This is a genomic window from Bifidobacterium breve DSM 20213 = JCM 1192 (assembly GCF_001025175.1).
Taxonomy (GTDB): domain Bacteria; phylum Actinomycetota; class Actinomycetes; order Actinomycetales; family Bifidobacteriaceae; genus Bifidobacterium; species Bifidobacterium breve.
This window is the reverse complement of record NZ_AP012324.1, coordinates 858649-877674: the sequence shown is the minus strand read 5'-3', so window position 1 is coordinate 877674 and position 19026 is coordinate 858649. Positions and strand designations below refer to the sequence as shown.

The 19026-nt window shown below is 56.3% G+C and carries 16 protein-coding genes and 2 tRNA genes; 3 read left to right on the top strand and 15 right to left on the bottom strand.

Annotated elements, in window-relative coordinates; all coding sequences use genetic code 11:
• Positions 1 to 14: 14 nt before the first annotated feature.
• Both BBBR_RS03630 and BBBR_RS03625 read right to left on the bottom strand, forming a co-directional pair.
• Positions 15 to 1187: a hypothetical protein gene (locus tag BBBR_RS03630; RefSeq protein ID WP_003828952.1), complete on the bottom strand. Its 1173-nt coding sequence runs from the start codon at positions 1185 to 1187 to the stop codon at positions 15 to 17.
• A gap of 161 nt (positions 1188 to 1348) precedes the next feature.
• Complete coding sequence (locus BBBR_RS03625) at positions 1349 to 2023, bottom strand: DUF3800 domain-containing protein (protein WP_025262908.1); 675 nt, start codon at positions 2021 to 2023, stop codon at positions 1349 to 1351.
• A gap of 316 nt (positions 2024 to 2339) precedes the next feature.
• Between BBBR_RS03625 and BBBR_RS03620 the strand changes: the two genes are divergently transcribed.
• Positions 2340 to 2413, top strand: a tRNA-Pro gene (locus BBBR_RS03620).
• A 228-nt stretch (positions 2414 to 2641) separates the two neighbouring features.
• Complete coding sequence (locus BBBR_RS03615) at positions 2642 to 2869, top strand: DNA-3-methyladenine glycosylase I (RefSeq protein ID WP_080543808.1); 228 nt, start codon at positions 2642 to 2644, stop codon at positions 2867 to 2869.
• Positions 2870 to 3037: 168 nt separating this feature from the next.
• On the opposite strand, the gene BBBR_RS03610 is transcribed toward BBBR_RS03615, so the two are convergent.
• The 9 genes from BBBR_RS03610 to BBBR_RS03570 all read right to left on the bottom strand — a co-directional run bounded on the left by BBBR_RS03610 (position 3038) and on the right by BBBR_RS03570 (position 12468).
• Positions 3038 to 3688 (bottom strand): GyrI-like domain-containing protein, encoded by a 651-nt coding sequence (locus BBBR_RS03610; protein ID WP_003828946.1) that lies wholly within the window; start codon positions 3686 to 3688, stop codon positions 3038 to 3040.
• A 3-nt stretch (positions 3689 to 3691) separates the two neighbouring features.
• Entirely contained in the window at positions 3692 to 4177 is a 486-nt protein-coding gene (locus tag BBBR_RS03605; protein WP_003828945.1) for a zinc ribbon domain-containing protein, read from the bottom strand.
• 148 nt (positions 4178 to 4325) lie between these two features.
• Positions 4326 to 4526 carry a transcriptional regulator gene (locus BBBR_RS03600; RefSeq protein WP_032738251.1) on the bottom strand — a complete coding sequence of 67 codons (201 nt, stop codon included), beginning with the start codon at positions 4524 to 4526 and terminating at the stop codon, positions 4326 to 4328.
• Between the two features lie 137 nt (positions 4527 to 4663).
• Positions 4664 to 6775: a glycogen debranching protein GlgX gene (glgX, locus tag BBBR_RS03595; protein ID WP_003828941.1), complete on the bottom strand. Its 2112-nt coding sequence runs from the start codon at positions 6773 to 6775 to the stop codon at positions 4664 to 4666.
• A 73-nt stretch (positions 6776 to 6848) separates the two neighbouring features.
• The gene (locus tag BBBR_RS03590) at positions 6849 to 7523 is read right to left on the bottom strand and encodes an NUDIX hydrolase (RefSeq protein WP_003828939.1); all 675 of its coding nucleotides are present in this window, start codon (positions 7521 to 7523) and stop codon (positions 6849 to 6851) included.
• A 42-nt stretch (positions 7524 to 7565) separates the two neighbouring features.
• Positions 7566 to 8486, bottom strand: coding sequence for a Nif3-like dinuclear metal center hexameric protein (locus BBBR_RS03585; protein WP_003828937.1), 921 nt, complete (start codon positions 8484 to 8486; stop codon positions 7566 to 7568).
• A gap of 137 nt (positions 8487 to 8623) precedes the next feature.
• Positions 8624 to 11479, bottom strand: a complete 2856-nt coding sequence (polA, locus tag BBBR_RS03580) for a DNA polymerase I (RefSeq protein ID WP_003828936.1) — start codon at positions 11477 to 11479, stop codon at positions 8624 to 8626.
• Between the two features lie 38 nt (positions 11480 to 11517).
• Positions 11518 to 12306, bottom strand: a complete 789-nt coding sequence (locus BBBR_RS03575; RefSeq protein WP_003828934.1) for an ANTAR domain-containing response regulator — start codon at positions 12304 to 12306, stop codon at positions 11518 to 11520.
• A gap of 88 nt (positions 12307 to 12394) precedes the next feature.
• Positions 12395 to 12468: transfer RNA gene (locus tag BBBR_RS03570), tRNA-Leu, on the bottom strand.
• Between the two features lie 172 nt (positions 12469 to 12640).
• Between BBBR_RS03570 and BBBR_RS03565 the strand changes: the two genes are divergently transcribed.
• Complete coding sequence (locus BBBR_RS03565) at positions 12641 to 13240, top strand: NUDIX domain-containing protein (protein WP_003828931.1); 600 nt, start codon at positions 12641 to 12643, stop codon at positions 13238 to 13240.
• Positions 13241 to 13363: 123 nt separating this feature from the next.
• On the opposite strand, the gene pyk is transcribed toward BBBR_RS03565, so the two are convergent.
• The 4 genes from pyk to coaE all read right to left on the bottom strand — a co-directional run bounded on the left by pyk (position 13364) and on the right by coaE (position 18899).
• Positions 13364 to 14806: a pyruvate kinase gene (gene pyk, locus BBBR_RS03560; RefSeq protein ID WP_014483884.1), complete on the bottom strand. Its 1443-nt coding sequence runs from the start codon at positions 14804 to 14806 to the stop codon at positions 13364 to 13366.
• A gap of 169 nt (positions 14807 to 14975) precedes the next feature.
• The gene (locus tag BBBR_RS03555) at positions 14976 to 15962 is read right to left on the bottom strand and encodes a TerC family protein (protein WP_003828927.1); all 987 of its coding nucleotides are present in this window, start codon (positions 15960 to 15962) and stop codon (positions 14976 to 14978) included.
• A gap of 33 nt (positions 15963 to 15995) precedes the next feature.
• A complete protein-coding gene (gene uvrB / locus BBBR_RS03550; protein ID WP_003828925.1) occupies positions 15996 to 18107 on the bottom strand; it encodes an excinuclease ABC subunit UvrB in 2112 nt (703 codons plus the stop codon).
• Positions 18108 to 18272: 165 nt separating this feature from the next.
• A complete protein-coding gene (gene coaE / locus BBBR_RS03545; protein ID WP_025262906.1) occupies positions 18273 to 18899 on the bottom strand; it encodes a dephospho-CoA kinase in 627 nt (208 codons plus the stop codon).
• Positions 18900 to 19026 lie beyond the last annotated feature (127 nt).

Genomic DNA, 19026 nt, shown 5'->3' with positions numbered 1-19026 from the left:
GCAAATGAATGGGCTCAGCGGTCGGCAGCGATGCGAGATTCAATTTGCTGTTCCGGTTCAGCAGCGGGCTGTTCCAGTCCATCTTCGATGGCTTGGGCATGCAAGAGCTGCGCGGCAATACGATCAGCTTCGATGGCAGCGATTTGACGAGAGAACACGATGAACCAACCGAGGAACGCCAGTCCAGCCAGAGCCTCCACATTGGTAAGCGTGTTGTGCCCCATCATCATATTGACCCAGAATGCGGCGCATACGAGTGCAGCCAAATCGGAGGCCACCATCACCGCTTTGGACAGTCGGGGCGCCAGCCATGGCAGGAGGACAAACAGCAGCAACATCACAAACGGCAGGCCTTTGGCGCAGATGTTGTGCAACAGATTGTGCGGTGTATAGCGGAACACGCCAATGCCGATGAACGCCAGGCCGGCCACGGTCAGCAAAATGGACAGGACGACTATACGGAACATGAAATGCGAAATCTCATAACCGCGGTTCGGGTCGGCTTTGGTGTGGTCATGCCACAGACGCTGCAGCCGTTCGGTGGTCACCAGCTCGGAGATGGCGAAGTAGCTGACGATGATGATGCATGTGCCGGCCAGAATCAGCGTGGAGTTGAACATGCGTGCCGCGAATGTGGTGCGGTCGCCCAGCTGGGAGAAATTGTTGTGATACCAGTATGGATCGTCGGTGGTCATGCCGGCGGTAACCACGCCGGAGATGACGAAGAACGGCAACAGGCTGGCGATGGTTTTGGCATTCATCATCTCCGCCTGCACGAAGGTCATATACCCCACCACGCCGGCGAAGGCCGCGCAGACGCTGGAAAGATAGCCGGAGAACAGTGCCTTGCCCATCATGTCACTGGCCGCGCCGATCAGGGCGAACGAAGACAGGAAGATGGTCGAGGCGTATACCACCGACAAAGCGATGATTTCGAACATGCGACGAATCGGCGCGAGCCAACCGTGTTTGAGGTTCAGCGAGCGTGACTTGCTGGCGTATCCGATGATGAACGAGATGACACCGCACGCGGCCACGATGCCCGAACACACCATGAAACGGCGTTGGGTCAGCTGCCAGATGGCCGGCGCGAATTGCAGGTACAGGTTCATGGACACCGCGCCGACGACGGCACAAATCAGAAAGGAGATGAGGCCGGAGGTTTCCGCACGTTGGTGACATCCCATGCCGGTCCTCCCCTATCTATTCGATACCGCGTTATCTTTCAACAACAAACAAAGCTCCCCCCGAGGACAACGCTTTACTAGCAAGCCAGCGGGATTTGGCTGTCGCCATTCTACTGAAAATCTGAAACACTACAAAAATCTTGTAATTCCCGTAATGATGTTCAGAATTGCTTGCGACGTAGAATCTTGAGATAGTTCTTGCGGAAGTCTCTCCGATTCTTGAATATTTTCCGATCAGTAGCAGTTTCCGTGCCTTTATCGAACTTCAACGCAGTCAGTTCGACAGTACACATCAGATCTGCCGCCTGTTCAAGACGATAGTCCTTTGGCTGTGCATCACGGTATACAACGGTCTCCTTAGACAGCGCATAGCTGATAGAAGTCTTCAATGCATTTGCAACAATCTGCTGACCATTGTCGTAATACACCTTGATTATCTCGTACGACTGGAATTCGTCCAGATGCGACAGGAAGAAGTCGGCTAAGTCACGTTTGAGCTGAGCCTCAAATCGGATTTTGTTGCCATCAAACATGGTCTTGAGATGCGCGAATGTCACATATCGGAACGGAAGGTTACGAGCGAGCGTGAAGAACGCGAAGAACAACCGCTTACGGTCCGCAAATGAAATGTCTTCGTAACCGTCATGCCCATTAAACAATGGACCAGCATGGAATGGAATATCAGGCAAGCCTGAATCAGCCAGATGGCGTTCATACTTATCAATATGTTCCGCTACAGAATCGGACTGGACGTGAAGCACCAATGTGATGAGATAGCATTCGGACAGCTTACCCCACTCGCCAGATTCGTCCGCGAAGATGCTCAATTCGCTCAAATGGGCTCCTGACAACATTGGAGGAAAAGGAATGCCGGGGGAATACCCCCGGCGACTTGGAGCCTCGCCCTTGCGGGCCAAAGCACTGTTTATTATGCCAAAATACGTGACGACTCGCAACATCCTCATGAATGTTGTTACTGAATTTGATAGAAATAGCAGATGCAGATTCAAACCTAGTCGTTGTAGAGCATCATTGTATAAAGATGTCGCTCATACGCTATCAAGAGAATCCGGAACCTTTTTGAATTCATATGCTCGACACGCAATGTATCCAGCGTCGTTTATAATAATTCCTTGTGCCTTAATGGCGTATCGGGCTATAGCGCAGTTTGGTAGCGCGCCTGCTTTGGGAGCAGGATGTCGTGGGTTCAAATCCCGCTAGCCCGACAAACAAAAAAGCCTGGGATCTCAACGATTCTGGGCTTCTTCTTTTATCCGGCCGCTAAACGATTTATCCGATTTTATCCGATGACCGTAGAACCTATATGGCCTTGCGGTCTAAGGGACTTTTGTGATGTTGGGACCCCACCTGCTAGTCAGTTCGATTCCATGCGACATCGATTTCCGCTTCCCAATCTCAAATGACACCAAAATACCTGCAACGCATTCCGGGATATCCAGGCGTCATACGGCAGTTTCGACGACTATATTTGGCGGTTCACCGGCCGTCACGTCATCTACGAGACAGGCATGACTACATCCCCTCTGTCCGACGCCATCGCAGCGGATCTCAAGACGTACGGCATGCGATTCATCGGTACCACCATCGTCTACGCCTATCTGCAATCCATCGGCGTCCTCAATGCACATGAGCCTGGATGCTTCCTGCATCGGGAAAGATGACCTGTGCCGGATTCATAAGGTCGCTCGGGCAGAATCTCTCCGAGAGGAACCAGTGCTTCTAGTTATTTTGCTTATCGAGTTCTTGGTAGCGCTCTTTGACCACGGTGAGGATTCCGGCAGATTGTTCGCGCTACTGCGCGGTGAGCGCTTCGAGCAGTTCACCGAAAGTCAACCCACCTTCACTACCGGATGACGGATGACGGTTTTGAGGTTTTCCGGTTTTGCTCGGCGCGGATCGGATATGTAGATTTCGTGATGTCGGCGGGCGTCGGAGAGGTCGAGCTCGTAGCCTTGCGAGCGCGCGTAGTCATCCAGAATCGCCACGGTTGCGGGCTCGTCGTCGTACGGGCCCTTGTGCATGACCTGCGCGACCACGCCTTCATCGAAATCGAAGAGATATGCGCGATTGACGTCGGATTCCGGGTGTTTGGCGGCAAACGATGCCTTGGCCCACGCAAAGATCTTATCGGTCACGAATTCCGGCAGACGAATCATCGAAGTCCAATGGAAGTCGGCTTTGTGCGCGTAATCGACGCCGGACACACCCTCCCCCATGCTCCATAAGCCCTCCAGCGGAGGCACGGTGTAGTCGAAGTACCCGTCGATATGCTCGGCCGGGTTCTTTGACTTCTTGCTCATTTTGACGGTGAACGAAATGCCGTAAAGCAGTTGCATCGCCTTGGCGTAATCGCCGCCTTCTTCGTTCGGGTCGCCCACACCGTCCACCGCGACGAACCGCATCGCCGGTACCATGACGATGGCCGGCATGGTCTTCGGCTGATACAGGTCCTTATACTCCTTCTTATAATCGAACGCCATCGCTCATTCCCCTTCCGCCACCGCATCGATCTCGTCCTGATGCCGCCACCGCTTGAGGTTTGGCAGCAGCGCCGACATGCAATCCTCGGCCTGTTCGACGCTGATATGGCAGGATTCCGCCATCATCGGCGCACACGCGGCGACCAATTCATCGCTATTGGCATAGTCCTGAAGAAAAACGCCGTCGTCATAGCAGTAGTTGCAATAATCTCCGCTTCGCGTTCCATCCGGTTCGGTGCCATGGTCTTCCGGGCGATAGAATGGCATGGCGCAACTTTGGCAAAAACCGTTGTCCGGCATCTCCATAAGCCTCGCCATCGGCACCTCAAAACGGGTGCTGATAAGCCGAATCATGTCGATGCTCGGCTCTGCCGTTCCCTTCTCCCAGCGGGAAAGCGCCTGTTGGGTGACGAACAGCTTGTGCGCGAACTGCGACTGCGTAAGACCTCGCTCCTCGCGAACGACTTTGATAACCTGACCGATCGACATGACTACCTCCCGACATCGGAAAACGATTCGAGCGCCTCGCTGTGCGCTTGCTGATTCCAGTCTAAGGGCATGGCCCATTCGCCAAGCGCGGGTACAACAAACCGTTGTTCGCGCTTGCATCCCGGAGGAAGAAACGGCTCGGTCGAACCTATTTCCTCTCCGCACCCTTCAATTCTCCCGGTTCCTCTGACTCCTTTGCAAGCGCGGCGAACGGGATAAGCACGCTCACATATGGGGTTGCGCCGGATAGGACGTTGTCGTAGAAGCGCTGTTTGGCGTCGATGAAGTCGATGGAATCCTGGATTTCCGCAAGCTGTTCGACCAGCCGCGCCCGCTTGTCGGCAAGCATCTGCTTGCGCTCGGGGATGCTCGGCTCGTGGAGGAGCGTAAGGGGCGCGAGTAGGGGTTCGCGGCTTTGCTCCGGTCTCTCCCTCACCCGGCTACACCGGGAGCTCCCTCGTCAGAGGGAGCTTGACTTCGGTCTGGTTATAGGCCCATGGGCTTTTTGGCGCTCATGAGCATGAGGAAGCTGCGGGACTGGGCGGTGATCATGAAGCCCGCCTCATAGCTCAGTTCCGGCCCATTCGGGTTGTGCGTATCCACGACCAGCTGCCACTTACGGCCGTAACGCTCATCCGGCAGAGTGAACATGATCGGCTCGTAATGCGCGTTGAAGATCAGGATGAAGTCGTTGTCGACCATCCGGTTGCCATACCAGTCGACCTCGGGAATATCCGATCCGTTCAGGTAGATCATCATGGAGAACGCATGGGTGTTCTGCCAATCGTCCATATCCATGATGGAACCGGTGTGGTCAAACCATTCGACCTGCGGAATCGTGTTGGAGTCGTCGCCCGGTTCGCGGCCGGCGAAGAAACGACGACGGTGCAGCACCGGATGTTCCAAACGCAAATGAATGAGCTTGGAGACGAACGCAAGAAGCTCTTCCTGGTTCTTGTCGAGATTCCAATCGGTCCACGAAATCTCATTATCCTGGCAGTATGCGTTATTGTTGCCCTGCTGGGTGCGGGCCACTTCGTCGCCACCGCAGATCATCGGAATGCCTTGGCTTAGCAGCAGAGTGGAGAACATGTTACGCATCTGACGCTGGCGCAATTCGTTGACGTCGCGAATGTTGGTGGGGCCTTCCACACCGCAGTTCCAGGAACGATTGTTGCTCTCACCGTCCCGGTTGCCTTCACCATTGGCTTCATTGTGCTTCTCGTTGTAGCTGACCAGATCGTTCATCGTGAAGCCGTCATGCGCGGTGATGAAGTTCACGGATGCCACCGGTCGGCGGCCATTGACCTGATACAGGTCGGAGCTGCCCATCAGGCGAGAAGCAAATTCAGGCAAAGTGGACGGTTGCGAGCGCCAGAAGTCGCGCACGGTATCGCGGTAGCGACCGTTCCACTCGGACCAGCTGGACGGGAAGCCACCCACCTGATAGCCACCTGAGCCCAAATCCCATGGCTCGGCGATCAGCTTGACGCGCGAGATGATCGGATCCTGTTCCACGATGTCGAAGAACGCAGACAGCTTGTCGACCTCCTGGAACTGGCGAGCCAGCGTGGCGGCCAGATCGAAGCGGAAGCCATCAACATGCATTTCGGTGACCCAGTAGCGCAGCGAATCGGTGATCAGCTGCAGGGCATGCGGCGAGCGCATAAGCAGCGAGTTTCCGGTGCCGGTGGTGTCGAAGTAGTGCTGCTGATCACCTTCCACCAGTCGGTAGTAGGAGGCGTTGTCGATACCCTTGAAGCTCAGAGTGGGGCCCATATGGTTGCCCTCGGCGGTGTGGTTGTACACCACGTCAAGAATGACCTCCATGCCGGCATGATGATATGCCTTGACCATGGCTTTGAACTCGTTGACCTGTTCGCCGCGTTCCCCGGAAGAGGAATAGGCGTTGTGAGGTGCGAAGAAGCCGATGGTGTTGTATCCCCAGTAGTTCGACAGACCCTTTTCCTGCAGGAAGGAGTCGTTGACGAACTGGTGAATCGGCATCAGTTCAATAGCGGTGACGCCAAGCTTTTTCAAATATTCGATGACGCTCGGATAAGCCAGGCCCGCGTAGGTGCCGCGGATATCCGGCGGCACATCCATGTTGAGGTTGGTCATGCCGCGCACATGCGCCTCATAAATCACCGAATCATGGTACGGAATATACGGATGCTGATCATTGCCCCAATCGAAGTAGGGGTTGATGACCGCGGACTTCATGGTGTGAGCCGCCGAGTCGAGGTCGTTCATCGCCGTGTTGTCGTCCGGACTCTTGAACCAGTACGAGAACAGGCTTTCGTCGCCGTCGATATTGCCTTCGATGGCCTTGGCATATGGGTCGAGCAACAGCTTGTTAGGATTGCACCGCAGACCGTTCGCCGGGTCGTACGGCCCGTAGACGCGGTAACCATAACGCTGCCCGGGCTGCAGTCCGGGAATATAGTTATGCCATACGTAGGAGTTCTGCTCGGTCATCTCGACACGCGTCTCCGCATCATCTTCGTCGAACAGACACAACTCCACCTTTTGCGCAACCTGCGAGTACAACGCGAAATTCACACCGGCGCCGTCATAGCTGGCACCCAGCGGATACATTGATCCTGGTCTGATCTGCATACTCTTCAGTATCCCACTTTCTTGTGTTACCGATGTTCGGGCACGGTGAACGTCAGGAGAATAACGTCGGCTTGTCTTTGTCGGAATTCTTGGCGAGGAGCCTGTGCAGCGCCTCGTGCTGGATGGCGATCATTGAATTGGAGGAGGTGATGCGCGTGGCGGCCAGATCGCTCCATGGAATCCATGCGGACTCCACATGCTCATCCGGGTCGAAATGCCGTGGCTCATGTTTGAACGGACCGAGATGCAGCACCATGATGTGAGCCAACTCGTCGGTCATGCCCTCAGAGGAATAGAAGTCACCGACATAGTCGACACCCATGGCATCACAGTCAGGAACCACTCCGGTTTCCTCACCCAATTCACGCAATGCGGCGTCAAGCACATCCTCGCCCTCGTCCATAAGACCCGCGGGCAGCCCATAGGCGAACATGTCCGAACCAGCACGATATTCACGTTCGATAAGGTATCGGTCATTGGACATGTCATGCACGAGCATTACTACGCAAGGCGCGTGGCGCAACACCTGACGGCTGATTTCATGTTCTTCGCCGCCTTTGTCGGTCAATGCAATACGCATATCGTCCACGTGGAAGATGCGGCCGGTATACACGGTTTCACTGCTCACCACCTTGGCGGGCACATCCATGTCGATACCGTCAGAAGTAGCGTTCAGCTTATGGTCAAGCCGGCGCTCGAGTTGTTCCCGCTTGCTTTCGCCAAACATGCCTCTCCTTCGCAAACGTTTTCAATACCCTACTGTAGTGGCTCAGTCTTGACGGGAGGTGATGGACAGCGTCCATGGGTCAGTCGTGTCGCGGAACCATTCAACCTCGGGACGAGAACCTGTCGCCCGTTCGACGGCAACAGGCACATCCTCAAGCGCATAATTGAACCACATGGATTCGATGGCAGCATGCGGTGTGTTGATGAAATAAGGACGCACATGCCCATCACCGCTCTCCCCCTGCCCGAGGGCAATGCCTTGACCGCGCATTCGTGCCTCGTAGCGCGCCTGTTCAATGGCATCAGTCACCGGATGATGCCGTAAATCGCTGGTCACGTATACATCAGCGCCTGTCGCGCGCACTTCATTGAACAAGGAATCACCGGAGCCTGGCAAGATGGCTATACGCCGCACCAGAGCCTCTGGATCGCCGCACATCTGGATACCGAGGGCAGTGACCATGCCATGGTCACTCACCTCATCGAATACGCGCTGAGCAAAATCCTTGAGCGTGATTGGCTCCGGCAAACGACCCACACGTCCAAGCCCGACCGGATGCGCGGCCGCCGTATCTTCGATGGGTACAAGCGGTTGCGAGCCAACAAGCCCGAAATAATCGGCTGCGGCCTGTCCCACGCCACGGTATGCGGCATCGGCATTCGTATGTCCCACCCATAATCCACAACCGTGCTGGTACAGGCGACGGACAATATCGCCGCGGAAACCAAGTCCGCTGGCCTCATGCACGGATCGGAAGAATAACGGATGATGGGTGACGAGTAGGTCGGCGCCGGTGGCAACGGCCTTATCCACTATGGCCGAGGTCGGGTCGGCCGCGAAGACAATCCGATTCACCTCATGGTTTAGATCGCCCACAATCAGGCCCGGCTCATCCCATTCCTCGGCGTAACGCAACGGATACAGGGTCTCGAGAACGTCGATAACTTGCTTGAGATTCGGCATAGGTCTCATTGTAGTGGAGATGACAGCGATTGCGGTTTGCGGGCATCCTTCATCAAATTTCCGCAGTCCGCTACGTTACTGGTTGCCCTCGGTGGGAGGGCAACTCATACTGCGCGGCAAAAGAAACCGGCAACGAATCAGTGGGCGGCGAGCTGCCAGTCCGATCCGATACCGCAGGACACATCCAGCGGTACGGCAAGATCGACGGCATGTTCCATGGCATTGCGAATCAGCTCGGTGACCTGCTCGCTTTCGCCCGGAGCAATCTCCACCACAAGTTCATCGTGAATCTGCAGGATAATGCGGCTCTTCACACCGGCCTCGTCCAGAGCCTGCCCGGCACGAATCATCGCGATTTTCATGATGTCTGCGGCGGAACCCTGAATCGGCGCGTTCAGCGCTGCGCGTTCGGCAGCATCACGCGCCATGCGGTTCGTGGAACGCAGCGCCGGAAAATAGCGCCGACGGCCGAAAATCGTTTCGGTATAGCCTTTCTCACGGGCAGTCGCTACCAATGATTCAAGGTAGTCGTGTACCTTGCCGAAGGTGTCGAAATACCGGTTTTTCAGGGCCTCGGCTTCACGCTGCGCAATGTTGAGCTGCTGAGCCAATCCATAGGTGCTCAATCCGTAGGCAAGGCCATAGCTCATGGCTTTTACATGGCTGCGCTGGTCACCGGTAATCTGATCCACCGGCACGCCATAGACCATCGAGGCCACATATTTATGGAAGTCCGCACCGGAGCGGAATGCCTCGATCAGAGCCTCATCGCCAGACAAATCGGCCATAATACGCAATTCGACCTGCGAATAGTCGCAGCTCATCAGCGCCTCATAGCCTTCTCCCGGCACAAACACACTACGAATCTCACGTCCGACCGCATTACGGTTGGGAATATTCTGCAGATTCGGGTCCACCGAGCTCAATCGGCCGGTGGCGGCCACGGTCTGCTCGAACGTAGTGTGGATACGCTCGTCTGCCTTATTCGTGGCATCAATAAGCGTCTGCACGATCTGCTTAAGCTTATTGGTTTCCCGATGACGCAGCAGCGCCCCGAGGAATCCATTGGCCTGCTCATTATCCACGGAATGGATGTAGAGATTCTGCAATGCCGCCGCATTGGTGGTGTAAGAGCCATTCTTGGTGCGTTTGGTGGGCTTCAAACCCATATCTACAAACAGCACCTTCTGCAATTGCTTGGGGCTCTGCAGGTTGATCTCACCACCTGCATACTGCCATGCCATTTCCTGTGCCTGACGGGCATCGGCGGCAAACCGGTCACGCATGTCGGTGAGCCTGGAACGGTCGATTTTCGCCCCCGACTGCTCCATGCCGTGCAGCACCCGGGAAACCGGCAGCTCAATGGCACGCATCAGCCAGTATTGCCGACGCTCGTCGATGACCGGCCCCAAAGTAACGGCCAGTTCGCGGATAACAGCCAAATCATGCACACGCCGTTCGTTCAGGTCTTCCTCGGTGTGTTCGTCGTCGAAATCCAGCACACCTTGGGCCGGCTGCTCGGCATCGACAACATGAATATCCAGGAAGTGTTCGGCTGCCTGATTGAGATTGTCGGCATGGAAGTCAGGCTGGGCAAGGTATCCGCCCAGTTTGGTATCGAACATCGGCAATGCCATGCCCAATCCGGCGGCAGAAAGCAGGTGAAGCAGTTCCTTGTATCCATGGACGATGGTACGGAAATGCTCGGCTTTCAGGAACCGATCAAGAGCGGTCTGCACTGATGATGCCATCGGAGCCTCGATAATGGCTGCTGAGGATGCCGTAGCAACGGCGCATGCCTGCACATGGGCGCGCCCGGGCCGCGCGTCTCCCCATGCGGTCACTGTCCAGGCATGACCGACCGCGTCACCGCACATGATGTGACGTTCGGCCTCATTGCTGTAATCGGAAACCGGAAAATCAACAATGTCGTCAGGAACATTGATCTCATGACGATGGGCTTCGACCCACTGCTCGAACTGTGCCGCGGATTCAATAACCGTGATTTTCGGTGTGTCCAAACCGGAATCCAGCTTGTCTTCTGCAGGACCACCCGACTGTGCGGCCGCTGCTCCCTGGGCGGTTCCAGCTGGACTCACGCCACCATTGAAAATCTTCATCACGCGGGTCTTGGTACGCGGACCGAACTCAAGCTCTTTGAAGAGAGCATCAATCTGGGCCACATCCACTGAGCCGAACGTCAGATCCTCGATATCGACACCGAGATCCACGTCACGCACCAGCGCATTGACCTTGCGGTTCAGCTTGACCTGATCGATATTGGCGCGCAACGCCTCACCTTTTTTGCCGGTGACCTCGTCGGCGTGTTCGCAAATGGCATCCAGCGAGCCATACTGGTTGATCCATTTGGCCGCATATCCGTCGCCCACGCCGGGCACACCGGGAATATTATCGGCGGTCTCACCACGCAGAGCCGCCAAATCAGGGTATTGCGCCGGCGTGACCTTGTACTTGTCCACGATGGACTGAGGCGTCATATGCTTCAGGTCTTTGAAGTGATGGCCTGGGTAGAGCACGGTGACGTTGTCGTCCACAAGCTGGAAGGCATCTCTGTCGCCGGACAATACCAGCGTGTGATAGCCGGCGTCGTCTCCCATAGTGGCGAGAGTGGCGATGATGTCATCGCCCTCATACCCCTGCTTTTCGATATACGTGACGCCCAGGGCCTTGAGCATGCGCTGAATCAAAGGCAGCTGGGTGAGCAGCTCCTCGGGCGCGGCCTCACGGGTGCCCTTGTACTGCGGAAGCATGTCGTTGCGGAACGTGCCGCCCTTCATATCGAAGGCTACACCTAGATGGTCTGGCTTCTCCGCTTCAATCACCTGAGACAGCATGGTGGCAAAGCCCCATACCGCGTTAGTGGCTTGCCCTGCTGCGGTACTGAAATTTTCAACCGGCAGGGCGTAAAACGCACGAAAGGCCAGCGAGTGGCCATCCACCACCAGCAAAGTTTCATTGGTGGGCTCGGTCACGCTGGCCTCTCCCCTAATTGGTTCATTTGTTTGTTGGCTCAGCGCTCGTCGGTCTCGGACGGCTTCGGATCGCCGTACTTGGCGATGATGGCCTGAGCAAGACGCTTCTTAGGAATGCGCTGATCCATGGATGTCTTCTGAATCCAACGGAAAGCACCCTGCTCGGAGAAGTCGGCCTTGTCCATCAATAGACCCTTGGCACGATCCACAAGCTTGCGTTCCTCAAGGGTGTCCTCAGCCTTCTTGAGCTTTTCCTCGGTCTCCTTGAGCTGATCGGTGGTTTCCTGAAGCTTGCGTTCGCTGCGCTCGACGTTGTCCAGAAGATCGTTGATTTCAGCGAAACGACCCATGGCGACTTCGAGGGTCGGCAGGAGCTTGGATTCCTCGTACGGCTTGGTGACATATGCCATGGCACCGGCACCGGTGGCCTTCTTGACCAAATCGGTCTGGGAGAAGGCGGTGAGCATGACCACGGGAGCGATGTTCTCGTCGCAGATGATGCCGGCGGCGGCGATGCCATCCATACGCGGCATCTTGACGTCCATGCACACCACGTCCGGGCGGAACTTGCGGGTCAGTTCGACGGCTTCCTCGCCATTGGCGGCCTGGCCGACGACCTCGTAACCATTGTCTTCGAGCATGGCCACCAAATCCATACGATTCACGGCCTCGTCCTCGGCCACGACAACGGTACGCGGGCCGTTCTCGGGCTTGGTTTTGCACTCAGCAGGCTCGCCGTCTTCCTCGGCCACAGCCTTGAGTTCTTCGTCGGTCAGCACCTCGTCGACGTCGATGCTCGGTTCCTCGGACTTCTTCCTTGCAGCCATGCCACCCTCTTTTCCGATTGTGACCAAATACAAATGACCCCTCGCGATTCGCGAAGGTCGTTATTTGAGTCTGACCTTTTTGCGAAAGTGCCCTCGGTGGGACTCGAACCCACACTGCGCAGATTTTGAGGCTGCTTCCTCTACCAATTGGGATACGAGGGCGTGCCAAAGCACTCTTGCAGAGCTTAGCATATCAATTCGACTCTCCCGCCATAAGACACGCGATAGCCGTCATCATCGCTAACGGCGTACCCGAGTGTTGCCTATCGTCAGGCGTGTCGCCGCGGCCTACAATAGGCCATAGGTTGATGTTCCGCTTCTGTTAGGAGGGCATATGAGCAACGAAACCTACCGCCAGTTTGACCCGTGGCGTCCTTCTCCGGTCAAGGAGATTTCCCGCAGGCAAATCGTGGAGACGCATTATTTCAATGTCGATCATGTCTCGTACGAATCGAATCAGATCGGCTCGTTTGAACGCTATTTTGTCCAGGAACTCAACGGCGACACCGTCGCTGTGTTGGCCGTCACCGAAGACGGCATGATTCCGTTGGTTGAGCAGTACCGTATTGCCAACCATCGGTGGACATTGGAGATTCCGGCTGGGCACGCCAACAATCCTTCCGAACGCCCGACCGATGTGGCCAAGCGCAAGCTGGCCGAGGAAGCCGGATTCGACGCCGACAAATTCACGCAGTTCACCCGGTTCATGAATACGCCGAGCTATTCCACCCAGCACACCTCGATATTCTTTGCCACCGGTCTCAAGCCGGTGTCTCGTCAGGAGATCGGGCCGGAAACGCCTCGTTCCGACGTCCGACTGGTCTCGGTGGACGAGGCCTATGAAATGGTGGTCAACGGCACGATTCTCGATGCCAAAACCGTGATCGCGATTCTGCGACTGAAGAGTGGCAGCCTGCAGCATCTCAATGACTAAGTGAGGAGACAAGAGCCGCAATTCGCCTCGAATGCGACTCCTCTCCCTACGCAACAAAAAGTCCCATCCAATCGGATGGGACTTTCGTCTACTACTAGCGTGTGCTAGTCAGCGAGCGAATAATCAGTCGCAAGCGCCAACAGTGTGCACGTAGATGGAGTCGGTGCGGCCCGGCTGGTGATCGCCCTGAGCGGAGCTCAGAATGACGATCTTGTCGCCGTCAACAACCTTGCCGGCGTCCTTGAGGACCTTGTCGGTGAAGATCATGAGGTCCTTGCGGGACTTGTCGTGGTAGTCCTCCTTGAGCAGGAAGGCTTCGGTGCCCCAAGACAGAGCCAGCCAGTGGTAGGTGTGCTCGTTGTTGGTCAGGCCGTAGATCGGGGCGGCCGGACGCTCGCGGGACACGCGGTGCACGGTGGAACCGGTCTGGGTGTAAGCAACGATGGCCTTGGCGTTGAGCTTGTCAGCCAGATCCACAGCAGCGGAGGAAACAGCGCCGGTGGAAGACATGTCAAGGTTCTTGAGCTCCGGGATACGGTCGAAGCCGTGGTCGGTGGCGTAAGCGGAAATACGGGCCATGGTAGCCACGGTCACATCCGGGTACTTACCAACGGCGGTCTCGTTGGAGGTCATGGTAGCGTCGGAGCCGTCGAGAACGGCGTTGGCGCAGTCGGAGGCCTCTGCACGGGTCGGGACCGGGGAGTTCACCATGGAGCCGAGGACTTCGGTGGCCACGATGACCGGCTTGGCGTACTGGCGGGCCAGCTCGATGATGCGCTTGGTGGCCAGCGGGACCTCTTCCAGCGGGCACTCAACAGCCATGTCGCCGCGGGCGGCCATGACGCCGTCGAAGGTCTTGACGATCTCTTCGAGGTTCTCCAGAGCCTGCGGCTTCTCGATCTTGGCGACGATCGGAATACGACGGCCTTCCTCATCCATAATCTCGTGGGCGCGGTCGATGTCGGTGGCGAAACGCACGAAGGACATGGCGATGATGTCGGCACCGGTGCGGATGGCCCAGCGCAGGTCGGCCTCATCCTTCTCAGTCAGAGCCGGCAGAGAGACGGCGACGCCCGGCAGGTTGATGCCCTTGTGGGAGGACACGGGGCCAGCGACGACAACCTTGGTGTGCACGTTGTTGCCCTCGACCTTGGTGACCTCAAGGCGAACCTTGCCGTCATCGATCAGAATCGGGTCGCCCGGGTGGCAGTCACCCGGCAGGCCCTTGAACGTGGTGGAGGTGATGTGCTCGTCACCCTCAACGTCGTCGGTGGTGATGATGAATTCCTGGCCGAGCGTCAGCTGGACCTTGTCCTCGCCCTCGGCGTTCTTCTTGAACCAACCGCAGCGAATCTTCGGGCCCTGCAGATCAACGAGAGCGGCCACGTTGCGGCCGGTGGCCTCGCTGGCCTTGCGCACGTTGTTGTACACGTTGAGGTGATCTTCGGGGGTGCCGTGGGAGCGGTTCAGACGAGCAACGTCCATACCGGCTTCGACGAGCTTGAGAAGGTTGTCGTAATCCTCGGTGGAAGGACCGATGGTGTCTACGATCTTGGCTTTACGCATGAATGCCTGCCTATTCTTGTTCTTTTTTGGTTCGAGGCGCGATTGCCTCACTTGCCGCAGCCCAGTCTACTAGCGCAGACCGGCTCATGACAAGTTTATTCCCCGGTGTGTTGTGAGCGCTCACACTGTTGCGCCGATTGGGTTTTGAGGGGTTGATTTCCCTATGATTTCAGGCCTTCTCAGCGCTTTCCACTTGCTTCATCTTGACCACAGAAGCCAAAGCCGCTCCGCCGATTGCCAGGACAATCACAGCAAGGGAGAGCCATGTTGGCACTTCAGGCACCCAATGCACGCCTTCGCCGCCGTTGATGAACGGCAGAGTATTGCCGTGCAGCGCCTCCATAATGAGCTTGACACCGATGAAGCCCAGCACCACGGACAAGCCAATCGGCAGATAGACAAGCTTGTCGAGCAAGGCGCCAAGCAAGAAGTACAGCTGCTGCAGGCCAAGCAATGCGAACACATTGGAGGTGAACACCAGGAACGGGTCCTTGGTCAGACCGAAGATTGCGGGAATCGAGTCAAACGCGAACATAACATCGGTGGTGCCGATGGTCAGGAACACGATGAGCATCGGGGTCCAATAGCGCACGCCGTTCTTGGTGGTGCGCAGCTTCTCGCCGTCGTAATCGTCGGTAATCTTAATGACCTTACGCAACGCACGGATGATGCCGTTTTCGTGGTATTCCTCATCCTCATCGCCGCCAAGCACCAACTTGAGCGCGGTGTAGATCAGGAATGCGCCGAAGATAAAGAACACCCAGGTGAAACGGGTGATCAGAGCCGCACCAATCAGAATGAACAGACCACGGAAAATCAACGCGATGGTGATACCGACCGACAGCACATATTTCTGGATCTGCTTGGGTACTGCGAAGTTCGACATAATGATGACGAACACAAAGAGGTTGTCAATGGACAACGAATACTCGGTCAGCCAGCCGGAATAGAACTCGATGGCCGGCTTGGAACCAGCGAAAAACCAGATGAATCCACCGAATATGAGCGCCATGACCACGAAGAACGCGATATGCTGCACGCATTCCTTGGTGGAAGGCACGTGCGGGCGACGGCCAATGACGAACAGGTCGACGATGAAGAACAGTGCAAGCACCACAAAGGTGATGATTTCAAATGCGAGTGGGGTTTCTGCCATGATTCCCTACACTAACTTATGTCTGTGACGGGTTTACTTATTCGCCTCAGTCATTTGACGCAGCTCTTTTTTGAGGTCGCGGATTTCGTCGCGTAGACGGGCGGCGAGCTCGAATTGGAGCTGTTCGGCGGCAGTGTGCATCTGTTCAGAGAGTTGACGAATCAAATCAGCCAGGTCCTGGGCGGGCAGTCCGGCCTTGAGGATTTCCTCATGACGCTTGTCGGCTTCGTTGGGATCGAGCACGGGCACGCCCAGATGCGTGTTGCCGGCCTTGCCCGCATTGCGATAACCGCCCTCGAGCAAGGTCTGGGTATCCACATCCTCCTTGGCCAGCATGTCGTTGACATCGCTGATTTTCTTAATCAGAGGCTTCGGATCAATGCCATGTTCCTTGTTGTAAGCAATTTGCTTGGCGCGACGGCGATCGGTCTCGTCAATCGCCTTGCGCATGGCATCAGTGGTCTCATCGGCATACATGATTACCGTGCCTGACACGTTTCGTGCGGCACGACCGATGGTCTGAATCAGTGAACGATAGGAACGTAGGAAACCTTCCTTATCGGCATCGAGAATCGCCACCAGGGAGACTTCCGGCAAGTCAAGGCCCTCACGCAGCAGGTTGATGCCGACTATCACGTCGATTTTGCCCTCACGCAGCATGCGCAGCAGTTCGACACGACGCAGCGTGTCCACGTCGGAATGCAGGTATTCGACCTTGATGCCGCGTTCCAGCAGATAGTCAGTCAGATCCTCGGCCATCTTCTTGGTCAATGTGGTGACCAGCGCACGCTCGTTCCTGTCTACGCGCGCCTTAATCTCCCCAAGCAAGTCGTCAATCTGACCCTTGACCGGTCGCACATCGATTTTCGGATCCAGCAGGCCGGTCGGACGGATGATCTGCTCGACCACGCCATCCGAAAGTCCCAGCTCATAGTCACCTGGCGTGGCGGAGAGGTATACGGTCTGGCCCACGCGCTGCAGGAATTCCGGCCATTTCAACGGACGATTATCCATTGCGGAGGGCAGTCTGAAGCCGTGCTCGACCAGCGTGCGCTTACGGGAGGCGTCGCCCTCATACATGGCGCCGATCTGCGGCACGGTGACATGCGATTCGTCAATGACCAGCAGGAAATCATCAGGGAAAAAGTCAAGCAATGTGTGCGGCGGAGTACCGGCGGCACGACCGTCGAAATGACGCGAATAGTTCTCGACGCCGGAACAGACACCCACCTGGGTGAGCATTTCCAAATCATAGGTGGTACGCATGTTGAGGCGCTGGGCTTCCAGCTCCTTGCCCTGCTTGCGCAGCTCGGCCAGACGCTCGTCAAGTTCCTCGCGAATGGTTTTCAGGGCCCGTTCCATGCGTTCGGGACCGGCCACATAATGCGAGGCCGGGAAAATGTGAACCTCGTTTTCCTCATCGATTTCGTCTCCGGTCAACGGATGGAGCGTGGAAATGCGGTCGATCTCGTCACCAAAGAATTCGATACGCACCGCCAGTTCCTCGTAGACAGGGATGATTTCGACGGTGTCGCCCCGCACGCGGAACGTACCGCGGGTGAAGGCGATGTCGTTGCGTTTGTATTGCATGGCGACAAATTGACGCAGCAGGTCATCACGGTTGATCTCTTGACCCACCTTGAGGAAGAGCATACGGCCGGCATATTCTTCCGGCGTGCCCAAGCCGTAGATGCAGGATACCGTGGCCACCACCACGCAATCACGCCGGGTCAGCAGGTTTGCGGTGGCCTGATGACGAAGCCGTTCCACATCGTCATTGATATTGGAGTCTTTCTCTATATAGGTATCCGTCTGCGGGATATAGGCTTCCGGCTGGTAGTAGTCGTAGTAGCTCACGAAGTAGCTGACGGCGTTGTCCGGCATAAGTTCGCGGAATTCGGCGCACAGCTGCGCGGCCAGCGTCTTGTTGGGCTCAATGATGAGGGTCGGGCGCTGCAGTTTCTCTATCAGCCAGGCGGTGGTGGCGGTTTTACCAGTACCGGTGGCACCCATCAGAACCACGTCATTTTCACCGTTTTCGATGCGTTCAGACAGCTCGGTGATAGCCTGTGGCTGGTCGCCAGATGGTTGATAGGGCGATTTGACGACGAAAGGCTTGTCCGCACGCTCGATATTGAATCCCATGAGGCTTTATCTTAGCGGTCCCGGTTCACAGCAAATTATTCTCAATAAGAGAAGTGTGAGGATTTCGCTTTGACAATCGAACACAATTCCCCGAGAAACAGCTCATTCCCGCCATTCCTTCCAATGTGCGATTGAGCGATATTGTGCGTTTGCCTCACACTTTCTCTAGTGCCGTTCATTTTGTGTGAGCCATCCCACGTATATTTCATCCACTTGGGCCAGCATCTCAGGTATTGGATGGGTGGAGTCGATGACGATGTCAGCGATAGCCCGACGTTCCTCCTCGCTGGACTGGTGGCGGATGCGCGCTTCAGCCTGTTCGAGACTCATACCGCGTTCCTCGATCATACGGTCAAGCCGTATGCACACCGGTGCCTCGACGGTGACGATATGGTCGAAAGTGAAAGGAATGGTATCGATTACTTCGGCGAGCAGCGGGATGTCATGGACGATGACGATTGTTTCGGGATGCTTACGTTCCAGACGCGCCGCCTCGGCGTAAATCAGCGGATGCTCGATGGCATCAAGGCGTTCACGCGCGCCCGTTCTGGCATCCTTGCCAAAGATATGGTCGGCAATCCATTGGCGATTCATGGTGCCGTCAGCGTTAAGGGCATCAGAACCGAATTCGGCGACAATCTGCGGCAGCGCCACTCCCCCAGGTTCGACGATCTGGCGGGCCAGGGCATCGTAGTCGATATGCAACGCGCCCAGCTCACGCAACCGTGCGGCCACTGTGCTTTTGCCGGCTGCGATACCGCCAGTCAGTCCTATTCGCATCATGGTGCCTATCGTAGCTGCAACTCCCCTCAAGTCGACTATCGCCGACAGCTCCCCCTCAGGAAGGGGAGTCATTGGCGGATAACTCCCGAAACGCAAGAAACCCGGCCCACTCGGACCGGGTTTCTTCAGACGCTAA

Excerpts from the sequence above, each read along its gene's own strand:
- glgX (WP_003828941.1), bottom strand. The coding sequence starts at position 6,775 with ATGTATCCGCTGGGTGCCAGCTATGACGGCGCCGGTGTGAATTTCGCG.
- BBBR_RS03630 (WP_003828952.1), bottom strand. The coding sequence starts at position 1,187 with ATGGGATGTCACCAACGTGCGGAAACCTCCGGCCTCATCTCCTTTCTG.
- BBBR_RS03600 (WP_032738251.1), bottom strand. The coding sequence starts at position 4,526 with ATGCTTGCCGACAAGCGGGCGCGGCTGGTCGAACAGCTTGCGGAAATC.
- BBBR_RS03575 (WP_003828934.1), bottom strand. The coding sequence starts at position 12,306 with ATGGCTGCAAGGAAGAAGTCCGAGGAACCGAGCATCGACGTCGACGAG.
- BBBR_RS03565 (WP_003828931.1), top strand. The coding sequence starts at position 12,641 with ATGAGCAACGAAACCTACCGCCAGTTTGACCCGTGGCGTCCTTCTCCG.
- BBBR_RS03610 (WP_003828946.1), bottom strand. The coding sequence starts at position 3,688 with ATGGCGTTCGATTATAAGAAGGAGTATAAGGACCTGTATCAGCCGAAG.
- BBBR_RS03585 (WP_003828937.1), bottom strand. The coding sequence starts at position 8,486 with ATGCCGAATCTCAAGCAAGTTATCGACGTTCTCGAGACCCTGTATCCG.
- BBBR_RS03590 (WP_003828939.1), bottom strand. The coding sequence starts at position 7,523 with ATGTTTGGCGAAAGCAAGCGGGAACAACTCGAGCGCCGGCTTGACCAT.
- uvrB (WP_003828925.1), bottom strand. The coding sequence starts at position 18,107 with ATGGGATTCAATATCGAGCGTGCGGACAAGCCTTTCGTCGTCAAATCG.
- BBBR_RS03605 (WP_003828945.1), bottom strand. The coding sequence starts at position 4,177 with ATGTCGATCGGTCAGGTTATCAAAGTCGTTCGCGAGGAGCGAGGTCTT.
- pyk (WP_014483884.1), bottom strand. The coding sequence starts at position 14,806 with ATGCGTAAAGCCAAGATCGTAGACACCATCGGTCCTTCCACCGAGGAT.
- BBBR_RS03555 (WP_003828927.1), bottom strand. The coding sequence starts at position 15,962 with ATGGCAGAAACCCCACTCGCATTTGAAATCATCACCTTTGTGGTGCTT.